The organism is Actinomycetospora sp. NBRC 106378 (assembly GCF_030269685.1).
Taxonomy (GTDB): domain Bacteria; phylum Actinomycetota; class Actinomycetes; order Mycobacteriales; family Pseudonocardiaceae; genus Actinomycetospora.
Window position 1 is genome coordinate 37438 of sequence record NZ_BSTT01000017.1, and the last position, 17767, is coordinate 55204.

Consider the following 17767-nt stretch of genomic DNA (forward strand, 5'->3'; position numbering starts at 1 on the left):
TATGTGCCGCAACATCCGGGTCCTGCACAACTTCGAGCCCCCGGCCACCGAGGACGAGGTGCACGAGGCCGCCCTGCAGTTCGTCCGCAAGATCAGCGGGGCGGCCCGTCCGTCGAAGGCGAACGAGGCGGCGTTCGCGCGCGCGGTCGCCGACATCACGGCGAGCACCCGGACCCTGCTCGACGAGCTGGTCACCACCGCCCCGGCGAAGGACCGCGAGGTCGAGGCGGCCAAGGCGCGCGAGCGGTCCCGCGAGCGCTACGGGCGCTGACCCGGCGTCAGGACGGTTCCTCCGCCGAGGGCAGTGCCGGGTCCGCCTTGAGGGCGGTGCCCGAGAGCTTCAGCCGCCGGGCCTCGGCCATGAGCATCGCCAGCGTGTCCGCCGCGGGGGCGTAGTCGACGCCGTAGGGCGGGCGGATGTTCGACAGGCAGTTGCGTTCGGAGTCGCGGCGACCGCGGCGGGCGTCGTAGGTGAAGTACGCGCCGAGGCTGTCGGTCGAGCTCATCCCGGGGCGCTCCCCGATGAGCACGAGGACGCTGCGGGCCCCGATCGCGGTGGCGATCTCGTCCCCCAGCGCGACGCGGGCCTGGGTGGCCACGACGACGGGTGCCACCCGCCACCCGTCGAGCCGCGCGAGGATCTCGCGCAGCATCGGGACGGCGTGGCGGCGGATCGCGAGCGGGGAGAGGCCGTCGCCGACCACGAGGGCGAGGTCGTACTCCCCCGCCGGCAGCTCGGTGTCCGGCGCCAGCCGACGGCCCTGGTCGGGACGCTGCAGGTAGCGCGAGCGGTCGGGGGCGCTGCTCGCCACGCGGCACACCCCCACGCCGAGCTCACGCTCGATCTCGGCGGCGAGGGCGTCGGCGTCGAGCGGGTCGTGCACGGCGTCCCGGGCGGCGGCGTGCGCCTGGCGCAGCGTCAGCAGGTGCGCGGTCGGCATGGCGTCGCCGGCGCGCCCCAACGCCACCCGGGCCCGGGTGGCCTGCCGGAGGGCGTCGAGCGGATCGGGGCTCATCGCAGACCCGCCGTCAGGACCCGGAGGCTGGACGCGTCCGCGGAGAGCTCCCGCACCCGGCCGTCGGCAGTCATCATGTCCATCCGCGCGAGCCAGTCGGCGAACTCCGGGGCGGGCCGCAGGCCGAGCGTCTGCCGGGCGTAGAGCGCGTCGTGGAACGACAGCGACTGGTAGTGCAGCATCACGTCGTCCCCGCCGGGCACGCAGATGACGAACGGGCAGCCGGCGGCGCCGAGCAGGGTGAGCAGGACGTCGGTGTCGTCGGCGTCGGCCTCGGCGTGGTTCGTGTAGCAGACGTCGACGCCCATCGGGAGGCCGAGCAGCTTGCCGCAGAAGTGGTCCTCCAGCCCCGCGCGGAGGATCTGCTTGCCGTCGAAGAGGTACTCCGGGCCGATGAACCCGACGACGGTGTTCACGAGCAGCGGGTCGAACGCGCGCGCCACCGCGTAGGCCCGGACCTCGAGCGTCTGCTGGTCGACGCCGTGGTGGGCGTCGGCGGAGAGCGCCGAGCCCTGCCCCGTCTCGAAGTACATGCACTGCGTACCGACCGTGCCGCGGCCCAGCGCGAGCGCGCCCTCGTGCGCCTCGCGCAGGAGCGCCAGGGTCACCCCGAACCCGTCGTTCGCGGCCTCGGTGCCGGCGATCGACTGGAACACCAGGTCCACCGGGGCGCCGCGCTCAAGGATCTGCAGGGTGGTGGTGACGTGGGCGAGCACGCAGCCCTGGGTGGGGATGTCGTAGCGCTGCCGGACGTCGTCGATGAGCCGCAGCAGGTCGATCGCGCGCTGCGGCGAGTCGGTGGCCGGGTTGATGCCGATGACCGCGTCGCCGCAGCCGTGGAGCAGGCCGTCGACGATGGCCGCGCTGACGCCGAGCGCGTCGTCGGTCGGGTCGTTGGGCTGCAGCCGCGTGGCGAGCGTGCCGGGGAGGCCGATCGTCGAGCGGAACGCGGTGACGACCGGGGTGCGCCGGGCCACCGAGATCAGGTCCTGGACGCGCATGAGCTTGCTCGTCGCGGCCACCATCTCGGGGGTGAGCCCGTCGCGCAGGACGGTCGTGTCGGTCTCCGGGCGCAGCAGGTGCTCCCGGAACTCCCCGACCGTCATCGCCGCGACCGGCGCGAACGCGGCCGCGTCGTGGGTGTCGACGATCAGGCGGGTGACCTCGTCGTCCTCGTAGGGCACGACGTGCTCGTCGAGGAACGTCGTCAACGGCAGGTCGGCGAGCAGCCACTGCGCCGCGACCCGCTCCTGCTCCGAGGCCGCCGCGACGCCGGCCAGCGCGTCCCCGGAGCGCTCCGGGGTCGCGGCGGCGAGCAGGGCCTTCAGGTCGGCGAACTCGTAGGTGTGGCCGGACAGCGTGATCCGACGGGTCACGTCAGGGCCTCCTCGGCGGCGGCGAGCGCGGCGAACTCCTCGTCGGGCGCGGAGGCGACGAGGTGGTGGCGGGAGTACAGGCCGAACCACGCCAGCAAGAGCGCGAACGCCCCGAGGGCGCACAGGGCGGCGACCGTGTCGACCAGGAAGGTGGCGACCACCGCGACGGCGGCGACGACGAGCGCGAAGCCGGTGGTGACACGCCGCCCGGCGTGCGGTACGGACGGGGCATGTCCGGCTCGCGGCGGCGCAGCACGATGTGGCTGACCATCATGAGCACGTAGCTCAGGGCCGCGCCGAACACCGCCATGTTGAGCAGTGTGGCGCCCTCGCCGGTGAAGGTGAGCAGGAAACCGATCACACCGGGGACGATCAGCGCGAGCGCCGGGGCCTTGCGGGAGTTCGTCACCGAGAGCACCCGCGGCAGGTATCCGGCCCGGGAGAGCGCGAACGTCTGGCGCGAGTAGGCGTAGATGATCGAGAAGAAGCTCGCGACCAAACCGGCCAGTCCGATGTAGTTGACGACGGTGGCCGCCACCCCGGTGCCCAGCGCCTCGACGAGCGGGTTCCCCGACGCCGAGAGCGCAGCGGCGCCGATCGCGCCCGTCGACAGGACCAGCACCGCCGCTCCGGTGACCACCAGGACGAGCATGCTCACGACGATGCCTCGCGGCACGTCGCGGCGCGGGTCGCGCGCCTCCTCGGCCGCGAGCGGCACACCCTCCACCGCGAGGAAGAACCAGATCGCGAACGGCACCGCCGACCACACACCGAGCAGGCCGAACGGCAGTGCGGCACTCGCCCCGACGGCGTCGGTGACGGGGATGTCGACGAGGTTGGCCGGGTCGAACAGCGGGACCGCCGCGATCGCGAAGACGACCAGCCCCACCACCGCGACCGCGGTGATCACGAACATGACCTTGAGCGCCTCGCCGGCCCCGGACAGGTGGATGCCGACGAAGATCGCGTACGCCGCGAGGTAGACCCACCAGCCGTCGCTGATGCCGAACAGCTGCAGGGACTCCACGTAGGCGCCGATGAAGGTGGCGATCGCGGCCGGGGCGATCGAGTACTCGATGAGGATCGCCGTCCCGGTCGCGTACCCGCCCCACGGCCCCAGCGCCCGTCGCGCGAAGGTGTAGCCGCCACCCGCCGTCGTGAGGGCGCTGGAGAGCTCGGCCATCCCGAGCACCATCGCGAAGTACATGGCGGCGATGACGACGCCCGCGATCGCGAGGCCCCCGAACCCGCCCTCGGCGAGCCCGAAGTTCCACCCCGAGTAGTCACCGGAGATCACGTAGCTGACGCCGAGCCCGGCGAGCAGCACCCATCCCGCCGCGCCGCGGCGCAGCTGCCGCTTCGCGAGGTAGTCGTCCGCGCCCGGGCCCGTCTCGGTGGTGGTCATCGCCGGCTCCGTCTCCTCGGGGCCGGACCGGTGCCGGCGGTGCGACGACCGTAGGAACCCGGCGCGCGGGCGAGAAGCACTCTCGTGTAAATCCCGGCGAAAACTCCGATCCGGACACGGCGGTCGGGGGAACGGGCACGGCCTGTGGCAGGAAAGCGTCGTTGCTGTCGTCCAGTGGCAGCGACGACGCGTTCCTGCCGCGGACCGGGTGGCAAATGACCTGACCTTTGGAGCCCGGCCAATGTAGGGTCAATCGGGTGGCAGCGACCCTGCTGGACCGGTCGGACGGCGCTCCGCTGTGGTCGCAGCTGCAGGACGACCTGTTGCGCCGGATCGGCGACGGGGAGTTCGACCGGCGGTTCCCCGGCGAGCTGGCCCTGGTGCAGGAGTACGCGGTCAGCCGGAACACCGTGCGGCAGGCGCTCGCGCAGCTGCGGGCCGACGGCGTCGTCACCGCCGGGCGGGGTCGTCCCCCGCGCGTGGACCGGCAGGCGGGCCGCCCGGAGATCCCCTCCTCCGTCGGCGCCGCGTCGACGCTCTTCGACGTCGTCGAGCGCACCGGGCGTGTCCGGACCAGCGTGGTGCGCGCCCTCGTCCGGACCTCCGACGGCGTGGTCGCCGCCCGGCTCGGGCTCGAGGAGTCCACGCCGCTGCTGCACCTCGAGCGGCTCCGGTACGCCGACGACGAGCCGTTGGCCTGGGACCGGGTGTGGCTGCCGTACGACCTCGCGGCGCCGCTCCTCGGCCGCGACCTCAGCCGGACCGCCCTCGACGACGAGCTCGAGCGCTGTGCCGGGATCCGGATCGACGAGGGCCGGGAACGGATCCGGATCGCCCTGGCCGATCGCGTCCGGGCGCAGCTGCTCGGCATCGCACCCGGGGACCCCGTCTTCCACATCGAGCGCACAGGCGCGCACCGCGGCGAGCTCGTGGAGTGGCGGCAGACCGTCATCCGCGGGGACCGCTTCAGCCTGACCGCCGACTTCGGCACCGCACGCGCGTGGCAGCTCGCCCCCCGCGCCGTCGTGGCGACCGCGTAGGAGAGGCAGCGTGCACCCCGACCCCGCCGCGTCGACCTCGACGAGGACGCCGCCCGCCTGGCAGCGGACGTGGGAGACCCATCTGCGGCCGCACGACCACGACGTCATCAGCACCCTGCTCGCCCACAGTTACGCGAGCTCGGCCACGGTGTTCACCCCCGGCCACAGCTGGGCCGGCGCCCGCCCCGAGCTGCGGGTCCTCGGCCACGTCCGCGACGAGATCGTGGCGCACGCCGGCGTGATCCGCCGCTTCCTGCGCTCCCCCGCCGGTGCCCAGCTGGTCGGCGACGTCGGGCTGGTGGCCGTCCACCCCGGGCACCAGGGCGAGGGACTCGGTGCCGCCCTCATGGCCGAGGTCCGGCGGGCACTCGTCGAGCTCGCGGTGCCGCACGGGTTCCTCACGTGCGCCCCGGAGCTGCGGCCGTTCTACGAGCGCTCCGGGTGGGTCGCGCTGGCCGACACCGACCTCTGCTCGATCGGCATCGACCACCGCCTCGAGCACGACCGGCGCAACGGGATGGTGCTCCCGGTCCTCGCCCCGCTCGACGAGTGGCCGGCCGGGCCGTTGGAGCGCAACGGCCAGGAGATCTGAGGCGCCACGCACGCTGCGGCCCGGACGAGGACGAGACCCGCCCGCCAGGCCGCGATCCCCACGACGAGGCCGAGCCCGACGAGCACGACCGGGGGCACCCCGACGTCGGCGAGTCCGAGCAGGGCGAAGTGGGTCAGGTAGATGGCCAGGGACGCGCCGGCGATCGCCGTGATCGGGCCGACCGTCCACCGGGGCACGGGGATCCGCGTGACGAGGAGCAGGACCAGCACGCCCACCGCGACGACCGCCGCCCGCTCGTACTCGGTCCCGAAGAACGCCGGCAGCAGCACGGCCGTGGCCGCCACGACGGCGACCCGCTCGGGCACCGTCGACGCCCGCTGCACCAACCACCCCAGTGCGAACAGCCACAGCACGAGGTGGGTGCTGTAGAGGTCGCCGGGCACGGTCGGGTCGGAGCTCGGCACGAGCCACAGCACGACCGACCCCGCGAGCACGAGCCCCGGCAGCAGGAACGGGCGGCGCCGCTCGAACCGGCGCACCGCCGGCACCGCGAACAGCAGCGCCGCCCCCACCAGGATCTGGACCAGCGAGTCGACGAACCAGTAGCCCTGGACCAGCGGATGGAACACGCCGCCGAGCAGGAGCGCGTCCTGGTGCTGGACCGAGCCGGTGACGAACGAGCGACCCAGGATCCACGACGCGCTCGGCACCGCGATGAGCGCCGCGGACCGCAGGATGCGGCGGGGCGCGCTCACCTCGGTGCCGGCCAGCACGAACCGGGCGAACGCCGCGCCCGCGACCGCGAGCAGCAGGTGGGCACCCCCGAGCCAGGTCCAGAGGTGGTCGTGCTCGCCGACGACCAGCACGATCGCGAACGCCCGCAGCACCACGGCCGGCTCCAGCCGGGCCCACCGGGCGCGTCGTACCGGGGTGCGGGCGGCGAGCTCCCCGAGCGGGGTCGTGTCCCAGCGCTCGGGGAGGTCGCCGAGCGCCCGCTCCAGGTCGGCCGAGACCTGCACGTAGGTCAGCGAGTCGCCGCCGAGGTCGACGAAGGTCGCTCCGTCGTCGAGGACCTGTCCCGGGAACGTCCGTCCGAACACCTCCCGGACGTCGGGGACCCGTCGTCGGCGTCGTGGCGCAGGCCGGGTCGGCGCGAGCGCCGCGACGGCGGGATGGTCGAGCTTGCCGTTGGCGCGGCGCGGGAGGGCGTCGACGGCCACGACCCGCACCCGGGAGCGGGGCAGGTGCAGGCGCTCACCGAGGACGTCGCGCACCACGTCGGTTGCGGCGCCCTCGACCGCCACGACCAGCCCGGTGTCGTCGCCGGTCACCGCCGCGGTGTGACCGTCGCGGGCGAGGAGGGTCTCGACCGCGTCGAGGTCGACGCGCACCCCGAACGGCTTGACGAAGCGCGATCTCCGGCCGGTCACCTGGAACAACCCGTCGGGGCGGCGGCGTCCGAGATCGCCGGTGCGCAGTTCGGTCACCGTGCGCCCGAGCGCCAGGTCGGCCGACGTCTCCGCGTAGCCGAGCATGACGTTCGGACCGGCGTAGACGATCTCGCCGACGCCGTCGGCGTCCGGGTCGTCGATCCGCAGCGACCCGCCCGGGACCGGCACACCGATGGCATCCGGGGCCGTGGCGGCGAGCTCCGGGGGCAGGTAGGCCATACGGGCGGTCGCCTCGGTCTGGCCGTACATCACCACGAACCGCCACCCCGACGCCGCGCCGCGGGCCGCCCAGCGCCGGACGTCCTCCGGCGCGAGGCGGCCACCGGCCTGCGTCACGTACCGCAGGTGCGGCAGGTCCAGGTCGATCCCGGCCCGGTCGAGCAGCGCGAACGTGTGCGGTACGCCGTGCAGGCTCGTCACGCGGTGCTCGCGGACCTGGGTCCAGAACGCGGGGTCGGTCACCGAGCTGTCGGTGAGCACCAGCGCCGCCCCCGCCAGCAGGTTCGCGTGCACCACGGACAGGCCGTAGCAGTAGTGCAGCGGCAGCGTCGTCGCCGCGCGGTCGGTCGGTCGGATGTCGAGCGAGTCCGCGATCGCCGCGGCGTTCGCGTCCAGCGACGACGCCGCGAGTCGCACCAGGCGCGGCGAGCCGGACGAGCCCGACGTCGCGAGCAGCAGCGCGAGGTCGGGGTGCAGGACCCGCCCGGCGACACCCGTCGTCGGGACCCCGTCGACGACGTCGGGGCGCCAGTCCCGGGTCAGGTCCGCGACGGTGACCGGGTCGGCGGCGGGAGCGAGCAGGACCACGTGCCCGGCGCGCAGCGCGGCCAGGTACGCGACGAGCGCGTCCACCGTCGCGGACAGGGCGACGAGCACCAGCTTCCGGGGGCCGGCGAGTGCGCCCGCGGCCTCCTCGACCCGGTCGGCCAGCTCGACGTAGGTCAGCACGCCGGCGGCGGTGACGAGCGCGGGCCGGTCGCCGTACCCGCGCAGGCCCGTCGCGAACGTCGGGGCGGGTCGGGTCGGGACGGCGGTGGTCACCGGGTCGTGTTCCCGGCCGCCCCGGTGATCACCCGGGGCCGATCGGTCTTCGTGACGGCGAACCAGGCGACGACCGCGACGATGAGCACCGTCGAGACGATCGCCGTCCGGTCCATGCCCAGGGCGAGGCCCCCGCGCCCGGGCGGGCCCCCGAACCAGTCGGCGAAGGACGCGCCGAACGGCCGGGTCAGGACGTAGGAGAGCCAGAAGCACGCGATGGCGTTCGCCCCGGCGAACCGGTACGCGATCGCGGGCAGGACGAACAGCACCGCGAACAGGATCCCCGAGGGCAGGTAGCCCAGGTGCAGCGTCGAGGCCGTCCAGTCCCCGGCCGCGGTCCCGAGGGCGAAGGTCAGCAGCACCGCCGCCCAGTAGAAGACCTCCCGGCGACGGGTGGTGATCGAGTGGATCGACAGCGTCCCCTCCACCCGGTACCAGAGCCCGAACACCGCGAGCACCAGCACGAACAGCACCGAGGTCGAGACCGTGTACGGGACCCCGAGATCGTTGTGCACCAGGTCGGCCACCGTCGTGCCGAACACCGAGACCATGACGATCGCGGACCAGTACGCCCACGCGTCGTAGGACCGACGCGCGAACTGGACCACCATCGCGACGACGAACAGCGTCCCCGTGATCGTCACGGCGACCCCCTGGTCGAACGCGATGTCGAGCGCGTCCCAGGTGGTCTCCCCCATGCCGGTGGTGAGCAGCTTCGCCACCCAGAACATCAGCGTGATCTCGGGGACCTTGCTCGCCGAGATGGAGACGGGGGCCGGTGTCGACGCGCCGGTCGCGGGCATGCGGGGTTCCCTCGTGGTCGTCCTCGGCGCGGTCGGACGACCGGCCGGGTGCCACGATGATCGTCGGCGGTGAACGGCCGACGTGGTGCGGGTCGGAGCCGGGTAAGAACCCGGCCCGTGCGCCCACCGGCGGGGTGGACGCACGGGCCGGGGATCAGCAGGACGTCCCGCGCCGGCCGACGGCGCCGGCCCGGACGGTCAGCCGACCGCGCGCCGCTCGGTGTCCGCGCGGGCCGCCAGCGGGGCCCCCGCCAGGTCCTCCTCGTTGCACAGGACCTTGACCTTGAAGTAGGGCGAGCCCTGGGCGTCGTCGTAGTCGAGATGGATGGCGATCACGTCGACGGCCTCGCCGAGCCAGGTCTCGGTCTGGCGCAGCCATCCGGCGCACCGTTCCAGGGCGGCCGGCAGTTCGTCGTCGCAGAACTCGACCGCGCGGTAGGGCACGTCCTCGACGCGGTCCTGGGCCCCGGACGGCCGGGGAAGTCCCTCGGCGAGGCCGAGGTCGTCGAGCTCCAACTTCATCACGTGCTGGGTCACCCTGCCGAGCCTCTCGACGGACGTCGTCGAGCGCAAGCCCCAACCGGGGACGCGCAGGCCGGACCTGACGGGGACCGCCTCAAGCGGCGGGGCTCCGCACGACGATGACGGCCGTGTCGTCGAGCACGGCGCCACCGGCGTGTCCGAGGGCGGCACTCGCGATCGCGTCGGCCACCGTCTCCGCGCCCGGGCCCGGGGGCAGGTCCGCGAGGGCGCGGGCCACGCCGTCCTCCCCGAACTGCTCGCCGCCCGCCACCCGCGACTCGGTGATCCCGTCGGTGTAGAAGATCAGGCTGTCGCCCGGGAGCAGCGCGGTCTCCTCGCACGCGACCCGCGCCTCGGGGCGGATCCCCAGCGCACGGCCGCCCTCCTGCAGCCGGACGACCTCGCCGTCGGCGCGGAGCACGAACGCCGGCGGGTGTCCGCCGTTGACCACCACCACGTCCAGTCCCTCCCCGGGGTCCGCGGCGGTGAGCGTCGCGTAGGTGGCGGTGACGAAGCTGCGACGCTCGCTGAACCAGACGTGGAGCACCTCGTTGAGGGCGGTCAGCACCGCCTCCGGGTTGTCCTCGGTGTGCCCCACCGCGCGGACGGTCGACCGGGCCAGCGCGGTCGTCCGCGCCGCCCAGGCCCCCTTGCCGCACACGTCGCCGATCACCACGCCCCAGCCGCCGGTCACCGGGAAGACGTCGTAGAAGTCGCCGAGCACCTCCGCGCCCCGGCCGCCGGGCCGGTAGCGCGCGGCGACCTCCATCCCCGGGATGCGGGGGGAGTCCGCCGGCAGCAGGGACTGCTGGAGGGTCTCGGCGAGCTCGGTCGCCTCGGCCGCGCTGCGCTCGGCCCGCTGCGCGTTGCGCTCGGCGACGGCGGCGTGGTGCTCCGCGTTCGCGGCGTGCCGCGCGGCCTCGGCGTAGGCCAGCTGCGTCTGCCGCAGGGCGACCCGCAACGCGATCTCCCCGCCCGCGGCCTGCGCCAGGGTCCGCAGGACGTCCAGGTCCTGCTCGCTCCAGGCCCGCACCCGGGTGTCCATCGCACAGAAGGTGCCCAGCACCTCGCCGTCCTGCGAACGGATCGGCAGTCCCACCCACGCCCCGATGTCCAGCGCGTCCACCGCCGCCATCCCGCGTGTCCGGTCGTCGGCGCGGGTGTCGGGGATGACCTGCTCGGTGCCCGTCGTGACCACGAATCGACAGAACGACTCCTCGACGACGTTCTGCCGCGCGGCGGGCGGCCCGGCGTCGAGACCCGTCGTGCTCTTCCAGTAGGAGCGGCGCTCGTCGACGAGCGTCACGAACACCATGGGCGCGTCGAGCAGCGCGGCGGCGAGCCGGGTGAGCCGGTCGAAGGCCTCCTCCGGCTCGGTGTCGAGCAGGCCCGTGGCGGCCACCGCCTCGACCCGCGTGGCCGAGGCGATCGCGCTGCACGCTCCGTCGGCCGGAGCCTGTCCGCTGGCCACCCTCCCCAGCCTACGGACCCTCGGGTCGAGCGGGGCCCTTCCACCGGAGACCACCGCCTTCCTCGCCCGGCCGGACGCCCCCGCTCCCGGTGTCAGGCGGGCACGACGACGACCTTGCCCCGCAGCGTCCCCGCGTCGGCCTCGGCGTGCACGGCGGCGAGGTCGGGCAGCGACACCCGCCGGGCGACGTCCACGCGGAGCTCGCCGCGGTCGACCATGCAGACGAGCCGACCCAGCTGCGGGGCGTCGCTGCGCACGAACACGTCCACGCCGCGCACGCCCCGGGCCTCGTCGGCGGGCGCGGGCGTCGCCGGCACGGTGTTGACCACGACGCCCCCGTCGCGCACGAGCCCGGCCAGCGCCGCCAGCGCCTCCGCTCCGACCCCGGCCAGGTTGAGCAGGACGTCGACCGGCTCCCCGACGGCGGCGACGACGTCACCGGCGGTGTGGTCGACGACCTCGTCGGCGCCCAGCGCCGTCAACGACGCGCTGCTGCGAGGACTGCCGACGGCGATCACGGACGCCCCGACGGCCTTCGCGATCTGCACCGCGTAGCCGCCGACGGCACCTCCCGCGCCGTTGACCAGGACGCGCTGGCCCGCCGTCACGCCGGCGTGCTCGACCACGGCCTGCCACGCGGTGAGACCCACCTCCGGCAGGGCGGCGGCGTCGGGCAGCGGGATGCTGCGCGGGGCCGCCGTCAGGACCTCCGCCGGGGCGACGACGTACTCCGCGGCCGCCCCGTCGGCCACCATCGGCAGGAAGCCGACGACCTCGTCGCCGACCTGCAGGCCGGTCACGCCCTCGCCGAGCGCATCGACCGTGCCCGCCACGTCGATGCCCGGGACGTGCGGGAGGGCCACCGGGAACGGGCCCTGCAGCCAACCGCCGCGGATGCCGTCGTCGACCGGGTTGAAGGACGTGCCGGCCACCCGGACCCGGACCTGCCCGGCGCCGGGAACCGGCTGCTCCACGTCCTCGTACCGGAGCACCTCGGGGCCGCCGTACTCGTGGAACCGCACTGCCTTCATCGCGCGCCTCGCCTCTCGTGTCCTCGGTGCTTCGAACTCGAAGCACACCGCGACCGTAGAACTGCTTCGAAGTCGAAGCAAGTACAGTGCCGGTGTGACCGAGCCGACGCACGCCGTGGACCCCGTGCGGCTGCGCGCCTACTTCGCGCTGATCGAGGTGTCGGGGCTGCTGCGCCACGCGATCGAGCAGCAGCTGCAGGCCGACGGCGGTCTGACGTTCGTGCGCTTCCAGATCCTGCGGCGGCTGCAGCTCTCTCCCGGCGGCAGCCGGCGCATGACCGACCTGGCCGACGCGATCGTCTTCAGTCGCAGCGGCCTGACCTACCAGGCCGGACTGCTCGAGAAGGCCGGGCTCGTGGTCCGGAGGCCCTCACCCGACGACGAGCGGGGAGTCACCGTCGCGATCACCGACGACGGGCGGGCCCTCGTGGACGCGGTGCTGCCCGGCCACGAGGCCGTGGTCGAACGGCTGCTCTTCGACCGGCTCTCCCCCGACGACGCCCGGGCCCTGACCGACCTGCTGACCCCGGTGCGCGACCACATGCGTGCCGCACCCCCGCGATCGGCGGGCCCGCGCCGCGACCGGCGCTGAGCCGAGATCGTCCGGCGGTGCCGGGTGGGTCGCCGTACGGTCGCCCACGGGGCCTCGTCGACGTGGTGGGGGGTGGCGCGATGACCTCCGCTCCGCACCCCGCTCCGCTGTTCGATCTGGTCACCGGCTTTCCCCCGGACGACGCGCTCGACCTCACCTTCCCGCTGCCGCTCTCCCTGGCCGTCCACATGACGATGCTGGAGTCGACCGGGCACGCGGCGGACGTCGCCGCCCTGCGCCGGATCCTGTTCGACGGCGCACGCGAGATCGCACGCCACCTGCAGGCCGGCATCGCGGCCGTGACCGCACCGGACGTCCCCGGGTCGGCCCGGCTGCGGATCACGCACATCGTCGAGGAGCGCGTCCCGCACACCAACGGCCTGCGGCCGCACGTGCACGTCTTCGTGGGGTCGACGGCACGCGACGACGGGCGGATCCACCCGGTCGACCTCGACGCGGTGGCGGTCCTGGCCGCGACCGACGTGCTCCCCGCCGCGCGCGAGCGCCTGGTCGCCGCGACGACGGCGGGGTGCGGCCTGGTCTGGGGGCCGACCTCCTGGTCGCCGTGCGAGGTCCTCGAACCGCCCTGGCTGGCGGAGCGCGCCGCCGAGGCCCGGGACGAGACGCCGTGTCCGGGCCCCTGGCCACGCCGCCAGCGGTTCCTCGACTGGGCCGGCTAGCCCCGGCCGCACCATGCAGTTCCCCTGAACGAAACCGTGCGCCGGCATCCGCTGGACGCGGACGATCGCGGCGACGACCCTGGAGATCGTCGCGCCCCGGAGCATCGTCGTTCCCCGATCGTGCGCGGCGTCCCCGGTGTCGCACGCGGAGCAGACGCGTGCCTGGAGTGAGGAGACGTGTCGTGGGTGGTCGTCGGGTGCTGCCGGAGCCGGAGCCTGCGAGGCCGGTGGTCACGGCCCTCGGGGTGGACGAGCACGACGGCACGTTCGACCCGGTCCGCCCGACCGTCCCGCCGCCCGGCGCGCCGAACGTCGTCGTCGTGGTGCTCGACGACCTCGGCTTCGGCAGCTCCAGCGCCTTCGGCGGGCCGTGCCGCATGCCGACGGCCGAGCGCCTCGCCGACGGCGGGCTGCGCTACACGCGCTTCCACGTCACGGCGCTGTGCTCCCCCACGCGCCAGGCGCTGATGACCGGACGCAACCACCACGCCGTCGGGATGGGCGCGACGACCGAGATGGCCACCTCCGCGCCCGGGTACACCGGGGTGCGCCCGCGCAGCGCGGCCACCCTGGCCCGCGTGCTGCAGGGCAACGGCTACAGCACGGCGGCGTTCGGGAAGTGGCACCAGACCCCGCCGTCGGAGATCAGCCCCGTCGGGCCGTTCGAGCGCTGGCCGACCGGCGAGGGGTTCGACCACTTCTACGGCTTCATGGCCTGCGAGATGAACCACTGGTACCCGCTGCTCTTCGACGGGACCCGGCCGGTCGAGCCGAGCCGGCGCCCCGAGGACGGCTACCACCTCTCCGAGGACCTGGTCGACCATGCCGTCGACTGGGTGCGCACCCAGCGGGCGCTCACCCCCGACCGCCCGTTCTTCACCTACGTCGCCTTCGGCGCCTCCCACGCCCCGCTGCACGTCACCCCCGAGTGGCGCGACCGCTACCGCGGCGAGTTCGACGACGGGTGGGACCGGCTGCGCGAGACCACGCTCGCCCGGCAGAAGGAGCTGGGCGTCGTCCCCGGGCACACCGAGCTCGCGCCGTGGCCGGACTCCGTGCCGCACTGGGACTCGCTCGACGACACCCGCCGCACGCTCGGGGCCCGCTTCATGGAGACCTTCGCCGGCTTCACCGAGCACGCCGACGCCCAGCTCGGCCGCTTCGTCGACGAGCTCGAGGCCCTCGGCGAGCTCGAGAACACGGTGTTCCTCTACCTGCTCGGCGACAACGGCGCCTCGGGCGAGGGCGGCATCGAGGGCACGCACGTCGAGCACCGGCTCGGCCACGGCCTCGTCGACGACCCCGTCGACATGCTCACCCACCTCGACGAGATCGGCGGCCCGCACAGCTACCCCATCGCCCCGGTCGGCTGGGCGCTCGCGATGAACACGCCCTACCAGTGGACCAAGCAGGTCGCCTCGCACTTCGGCGGCACCCGCGACGGCCTGGTGGTGCACTGGCCCCGCGGCATCGCCGACCCCGGAGGGCTGCGCCACCAGTTCCACCACGTCGTCGACGTGCTCCCGACCATCCTGGAGTGCGCCGGCATCACCGCCCCGACCAGCGTCGACGGTGTGGTCCAGCAGCCGGTCGACGGCACGAGCATGCGCTACACCTTCGCCGCGCCCGACGCCCCGGACCGGCGGCGCACGCAGTACTTCGAGATGTGCGGCAACCGCGGCATCTACCACGAGGGCTGGACCGCGGTGACCCGCCACGGGACGCCGTGGGAGATGGTCCCGACGGGATCCCGCAGCTTCCACGACGACGTCTGGGAGCTCTACGACACGACGACCGACCCGAGCCAGGCCCACGACGTCGCCGCCGAGCACCCCGCGACCCTGGCCCGCCTGCAGGAGCTGTTCCTCGCCGAGGCCGTGCAGAACCAGGTCCTCCCCCTCGACGACCGGGTGACCGAGCGGGAGAACCCGCAGCTCGCGGGCCGGTTCGACCTCGTCGGCGAGCGGACCTCGGTCACCTTCGGCGCCCCGGTGCGGCGGCTGATCGAGGAGACGGTGCCGAACGTCAAGAACCGGTCGCACGCCGTCGTCGCCGACGTCGAGGGTGCCGGTGACGGGGTCCTGGTGGCCCAGGGCGGGCGGTTCGGGGGCTGGTCGCTCTACGTCTCCGACGGGCGTCCCTGCTACGTCTACAACTGGTTCGGATGGCGCCGGCACACGGTGCGCGGCGCCGTCGCCCTGACGTCGGGGCGCCACGAGGTGCGGGTGGACTTCGCCTACGACGGCGGGGGCGTGGGCCGCGGCGGGACGGCCACGTTGCGGGTCGACGGTCACGACGTCGGGTCGGTGCGGGTGGACGCGACCGTCCCGTACTACTTCTCCTTCGACGAGACCTTCGACGTGGGCGTCGACCTCGGCACCCCCGTCACCGAGGACTACGCGGCCGGCGACAACGCCTTCACCGGGACCGTCCACTCCGTGCGGGTCGACCTCGCCGCTGCGGCCCCGGACCACGACGCCGAGGGCCTGCACCGCCGGGTCATGGCGTCGCACTAGGCAGGTGAGCAGGACGTGGGGCTATGGCCCCACTTCCTGCTCACCTGCGCGCAGCGCACACCGGAAGCCGAGGTTGCCCGAGCTCGACTCCGGGGTGTTCGACGTCCGCGCCGCCACCCGGTACCGGTTGCAGTAGGAGTCATGGCAGAGGTACGAGCCCCCGCGCATCACCCGCGCGGCGCCCTCGTCCGGCCCCACCGGGTCCTGCTCGGGCGACCGGGCGTACCAGTCGGCCGCGAACCGGTCGGCGCACCACTCCCAGACGTTCCCCACGGTCTGCCAGAGGCCGTAGGCGTTGGGGCGGTAGGACTTGACCGGAGCCGTCGTCAGGAACCCGTCCTCCCGCGTGTTCTCGGTGGGGAAGCGGCCCTGCCAGATGTTGAGCTCCCAGCGGCGGCCGAGCTCGTCACCCCAGGGGAAGCGGGCGCCCTCGAGGCCGCCGCGCGCCGCGTACTCCCACTCGGCCTCCGTCGGGAGCCGGGCGCCGGCCCACGTGCAGTAGGCCTCGGCGTCGAACCAGGAGACGTGGACGACCGGGTGGTTCGCCCGGTCACCCACCCCCGAGCCGGGCCCCTCCGGCCGGCGCCAGCAGGCGCCCCGGACGGCCAGCCACCACGGGGCGCCCTCGACGCTCGACAGGACGTCGGACCGGTCGCCGCGGAAGGCCAGGTGGAACACGCCGGAGGAGCCCCACCGCTCGGCGTCGGTGACGTACCCGGTCTCCTTCACGAAGCGGGCGAACGCGGCGTTCGTGACCGTGGTGGCGTCGAGGTGGAAGTCCGGGAGCCGCACCCGGTGGACCGGCCGCTCGCCGTCGGCGGGATCGCCGTCACCGTGGTGGTCGCCCATGGCGAAGGTGCCACCGGGGACGAGGACCTGACCGCGCCGGGATCGCATGATCCCCAGCTCTACCCGCGTGCATCGTTCGGCACCAGCGGACGAATCTGCACGGAACTGTTGGGATGGACCGCATGGAACTGTCCCTGCGCCGGTTGCGGACCCTGCGGGAGGTCGCCCGGCGGGGCGGGGTCAACGCCGCCGCGGCCGCCCTGCACTACTCCCCGTCGGCGGTGTCCCAGCAGGTGGAGGCGCTGGGCGTCGAGGTCGGCGCTCCGGTGATCGAGCGGGTGGGCCGCGGGGTCCGGCTGACCGAGGTGGGCCGCGTGCTCGTCGAGCAGGCCGAGCTGCTGCTCGCGGCCGAGCAGCGGGCGGTGGCCGCGGTCGAGGGCGCCCGGCAGCACCTGTCGGCGCGGCTCTCGGTCGGGATGTTCCCGGCCGCGGCGGCCGCGCTGCTGCCCGCCGTCATCGCCGACCTGGCCGACACCCACCCCGGCATCACGCTGGAGAGCCTGGAGAGCGACCCCGACCAGGCGGTGCTCGACGTCCTCCACGGACACCTCGACCTCGCGCTGCTCCTCGACTACCCCGACGCACCCGAACCGTGGGCGCCGGGGCTCACGATCGTCCCGCTCGGACAGGACCGCATCCATCTCGCGGCCCCGGCCGGAACCGCGTACCGGCCCGGGATGGACCTGGCCGAGCTGGCCGGCGAGACCTGGATCATCTCCGGCGCCGAGAGCTACTACGGCCGGGTGGTGCGCACCGCCTGCCGCCGGGCCGGGTTCGAGCCCGAGGTCCGGCACCGGGTCGACGGGCTCGCCACCGCGCTCGCGATGGTCGCCGCCGGGCTCGGGGTGACGCTCGCGAGCGACCTCGGTCGCGCGTTCCTCCCGCCGTCGGGGATCGACGTCGTGCCACTGAAGCGCCCGCTCAACCGCACCATCGTGCTCGCCCACCTCCCCCACGCCGCGGAGCGGCCCAGCATCCGGGCGACCGTCGACGCGTTCGCCCGGGCGGCGACGGGGCGGGGGCTCGCGGCGCCTTGAGCCTGCAGGGATAGCGCGCGGGACCCGGGAAACGGCACGCGCGGCCAACCGTGCGTCCTACCCTGCTCGGGGTGCGGGCACGGATCTGGGTCGCTGTGCTGCACGTCAGCGATCGGGTGCGCGAGAAGATCACCAATCGCCACGGGATCGAGGAGCAGGAGCTCCGTGACGAGGTCGAGTGCATCCCGGGGCTGCGGGCGACCTGGGACGACTCCCCTGACCGTGGGCGCCGCGCGATCGTCGAGATCCGGCTCCGTCGCCAACGCGTCCTCGTGGTCCTGTACCCGACCGGCATCGACCCGGACGAGTTCCACCTGGGCAGTGCCTACCCCGTCCACGACTAGACCACCGACCGGGCGGACGCCTAGGCACGGCCGGGCCGGG

Annotated in this window: 16 protein-coding genes and 1 pseudogene; 8 read left to right on the plus strand and 9 right to left on the minus strand. The window is 74.2% G+C overall.

Features of this window, described 5'->3' with window-relative positions; translation table 11 throughout:
• Position 1: 1 nt before the first annotated feature.
• Positions 2–271: a DUF2277 domain-containing protein gene (locus QSK00_RS26380; RefSeq protein ID WP_285595787.1), complete on the plus strand. Its 270-nt coding sequence runs from the start codon at positions 2–4 to the stop codon at positions 269–271.
• Between the two features lie 7 nt (positions 272–278).
• Here the strand turns inward: QSK00_RS26380 and eutC are convergent, their stop codons facing one another.
• The 3 genes from eutC to eat are packed head-to-tail and all read right to left on the minus strand — an operon-like array spanning position 279 to position 3797.
• Entirely contained in the window at positions 279–1016 is a 738-nt protein-coding gene (gene eutC, locus QSK00_RS26385) for an ethanolamine ammonia-lyase subunit EutC (RefSeq protein WP_285595791.1), read from the minus strand.
• A complete protein-coding gene (locus QSK00_RS26390) occupies positions 1013–2392 on the minus strand; it encodes an ethanolamine ammonia-lyase subunit EutB (RefSeq protein WP_285595792.1) in 1380 nt (459 codons plus the stop codon). Before QSK00_RS26390 ends, eutC begins: the two co-directional genes overlap by 4 nt.
• A 1-nt stretch (position 2393) precedes the next feature.
• The gene (gene eat, locus QSK00_RS26395) at positions 2394–3797 is read right to left on the minus strand and encodes an ethanolamine permease (RefSeq protein WP_352231172.1); all 1404 of its coding nucleotides are present in this window, start codon (positions 3795–3797) and stop codon (positions 2394–2396) included.
• A 257-nt stretch (positions 3798–4054) separates the two neighbouring features.
• Here eat and QSK00_RS26400 point away from each other — a divergent pair, with 257 nt between their 5' ends.
• Both QSK00_RS26400 and QSK00_RS26405 read left to right on the plus strand, forming a co-directional pair.
• Positions 4055–4837: a GntR family transcriptional regulator gene (locus tag QSK00_RS26400; RefSeq protein ID WP_285595793.1), complete on the plus strand. Its 783-nt coding sequence runs from the start codon at positions 4055–4057 to the stop codon at positions 4835–4837.
• Positions 4838–4847: 10 nt separating this feature from the next.
• Positions 4848–5366 (plus strand): annotated as a pseudogene (locus QSK00_RS26405) (GNAT family N-acetyltransferase); the annotation flags it as partial.
• Here the strand turns inward: QSK00_RS26405 and QSK00_RS30525 are convergent.
• The 5 genes from QSK00_RS30525 to QSK00_RS26430 form a co-directional block, all read right to left on the minus strand.
• Entirely contained in the window at positions 5264–7882 is a 2619-nt protein-coding gene (locus tag QSK00_RS30525; RefSeq protein ID WP_502872080.1) for an AMP-binding protein, read from the minus strand. The pseudogene QSK00_RS26405 and the gene QSK00_RS30525 sit on opposite strands and share 103 nt — an antisense overlap.
• The gene (locus QSK00_RS26415) at positions 7879–8685 is read right to left on the minus strand and encodes a COG4705 family protein (RefSeq protein ID WP_285595796.1); all 807 of its coding nucleotides are present in this window, start codon (positions 8683–8685) and stop codon (positions 7879–7881) included. Before QSK00_RS26415 ends, QSK00_RS30525 begins: the two co-directional genes overlap by 4 nt.
• Before the next feature lie 198 nt (positions 8686–8883).
• Positions 8884–9207: a hypothetical protein gene (locus QSK00_RS26420; protein ID WP_502872082.1), complete on the minus strand. Its 324-nt coding sequence runs from the start codon at positions 9205–9207 to the stop codon at positions 8884–8886.
• A gap of 94 nt (positions 9208–9301) precedes the next feature.
• Positions 9302–10678: a PP2C family protein-serine/threonine phosphatase gene (locus QSK00_RS26425; protein WP_285595798.1), complete on the minus strand. Its 1377-nt coding sequence runs from the start codon at positions 10676–10678 to the stop codon at positions 9302–9304.
• Positions 10679–10770: 92 nt separating this feature from the next.
• On the minus strand, positions 10771–11709 hold the full coding sequence (locus QSK00_RS26430; RefSeq protein WP_285595800.1) for an NADP-dependent oxidoreductase: 939 nt from the start codon (positions 11707–11709) through the stop codon (positions 10771–10773).
• A gap of 94 nt (positions 11710–11803) precedes the next feature.
• On the opposite strand from QSK00_RS26430, the gene QSK00_RS26435 reads away from it, so the two are divergent.
• The 3 genes from QSK00_RS26435 to QSK00_RS26445 all read left to right on the plus strand — a co-directional run bounded on the left by QSK00_RS26435 (position 11804) and on the right by QSK00_RS26445 (position 15497).
• Entirely contained in the window at positions 11804–12301 is a 498-nt protein-coding gene (locus tag QSK00_RS26435; protein ID WP_285595802.1) for a MarR family winged helix-turn-helix transcriptional regulator, read from the plus strand.
• An 80-nt stretch (positions 12302–12381) separates the two neighbouring features.
• Positions 12382–12981 carry a hypothetical protein gene (locus QSK00_RS26440; RefSeq protein WP_285595804.1) on the plus strand — a complete coding sequence of 200 codons (600 nt, stop codon included), beginning with the start codon at positions 12382–12384 and terminating at the stop codon, positions 12979–12981.
• 182 nt (positions 12982–13163) lie between these two features.
• Positions 13164–15497 (plus strand): arylsulfatase, encoded by a 2334-nt coding sequence (locus tag QSK00_RS26445; RefSeq protein ID WP_285595806.1) that lies wholly within the window; start codon positions 13164–13166, stop codon positions 15495–15497.
• A 21-nt stretch (positions 15498–15518) separates the two neighbouring features.
• On the opposite strand, the gene QSK00_RS26450 is transcribed toward QSK00_RS26445, so the two are convergent.
• Positions 15519–16394, minus strand: coding sequence for a formylglycine-generating enzyme family protein (locus QSK00_RS26450; protein ID WP_352231173.1), 876 nt, complete (start codon positions 16392–16394; stop codon positions 15519–15521).
• Positions 16395–16468: 74 nt separating this feature from the next.
• Between QSK00_RS26450 and QSK00_RS26455 the strand changes: the two genes are divergently transcribed.
• Together QSK00_RS26455 and QSK00_RS26460 are read left to right on the plus strand one after the other, a co-directional pair.
• Positions 16469–17383 (plus strand): LysR family transcriptional regulator, encoded by a 915-nt coding sequence (locus tag QSK00_RS26455; protein ID WP_285595808.1) that lies wholly within the window; start codon positions 16469–16471, stop codon positions 17381–17383.
• A 71-nt stretch (positions 17384–17454) separates the two neighbouring features.
• Positions 17455–17727: a hypothetical protein gene (locus QSK00_RS26460; RefSeq protein WP_285595809.1), complete on the plus strand. Its 273-nt coding sequence runs from the start codon at positions 17455–17457 to the stop codon at positions 17725–17727.
• Positions 17728–17767: the final 40 nt, after the last annotated feature.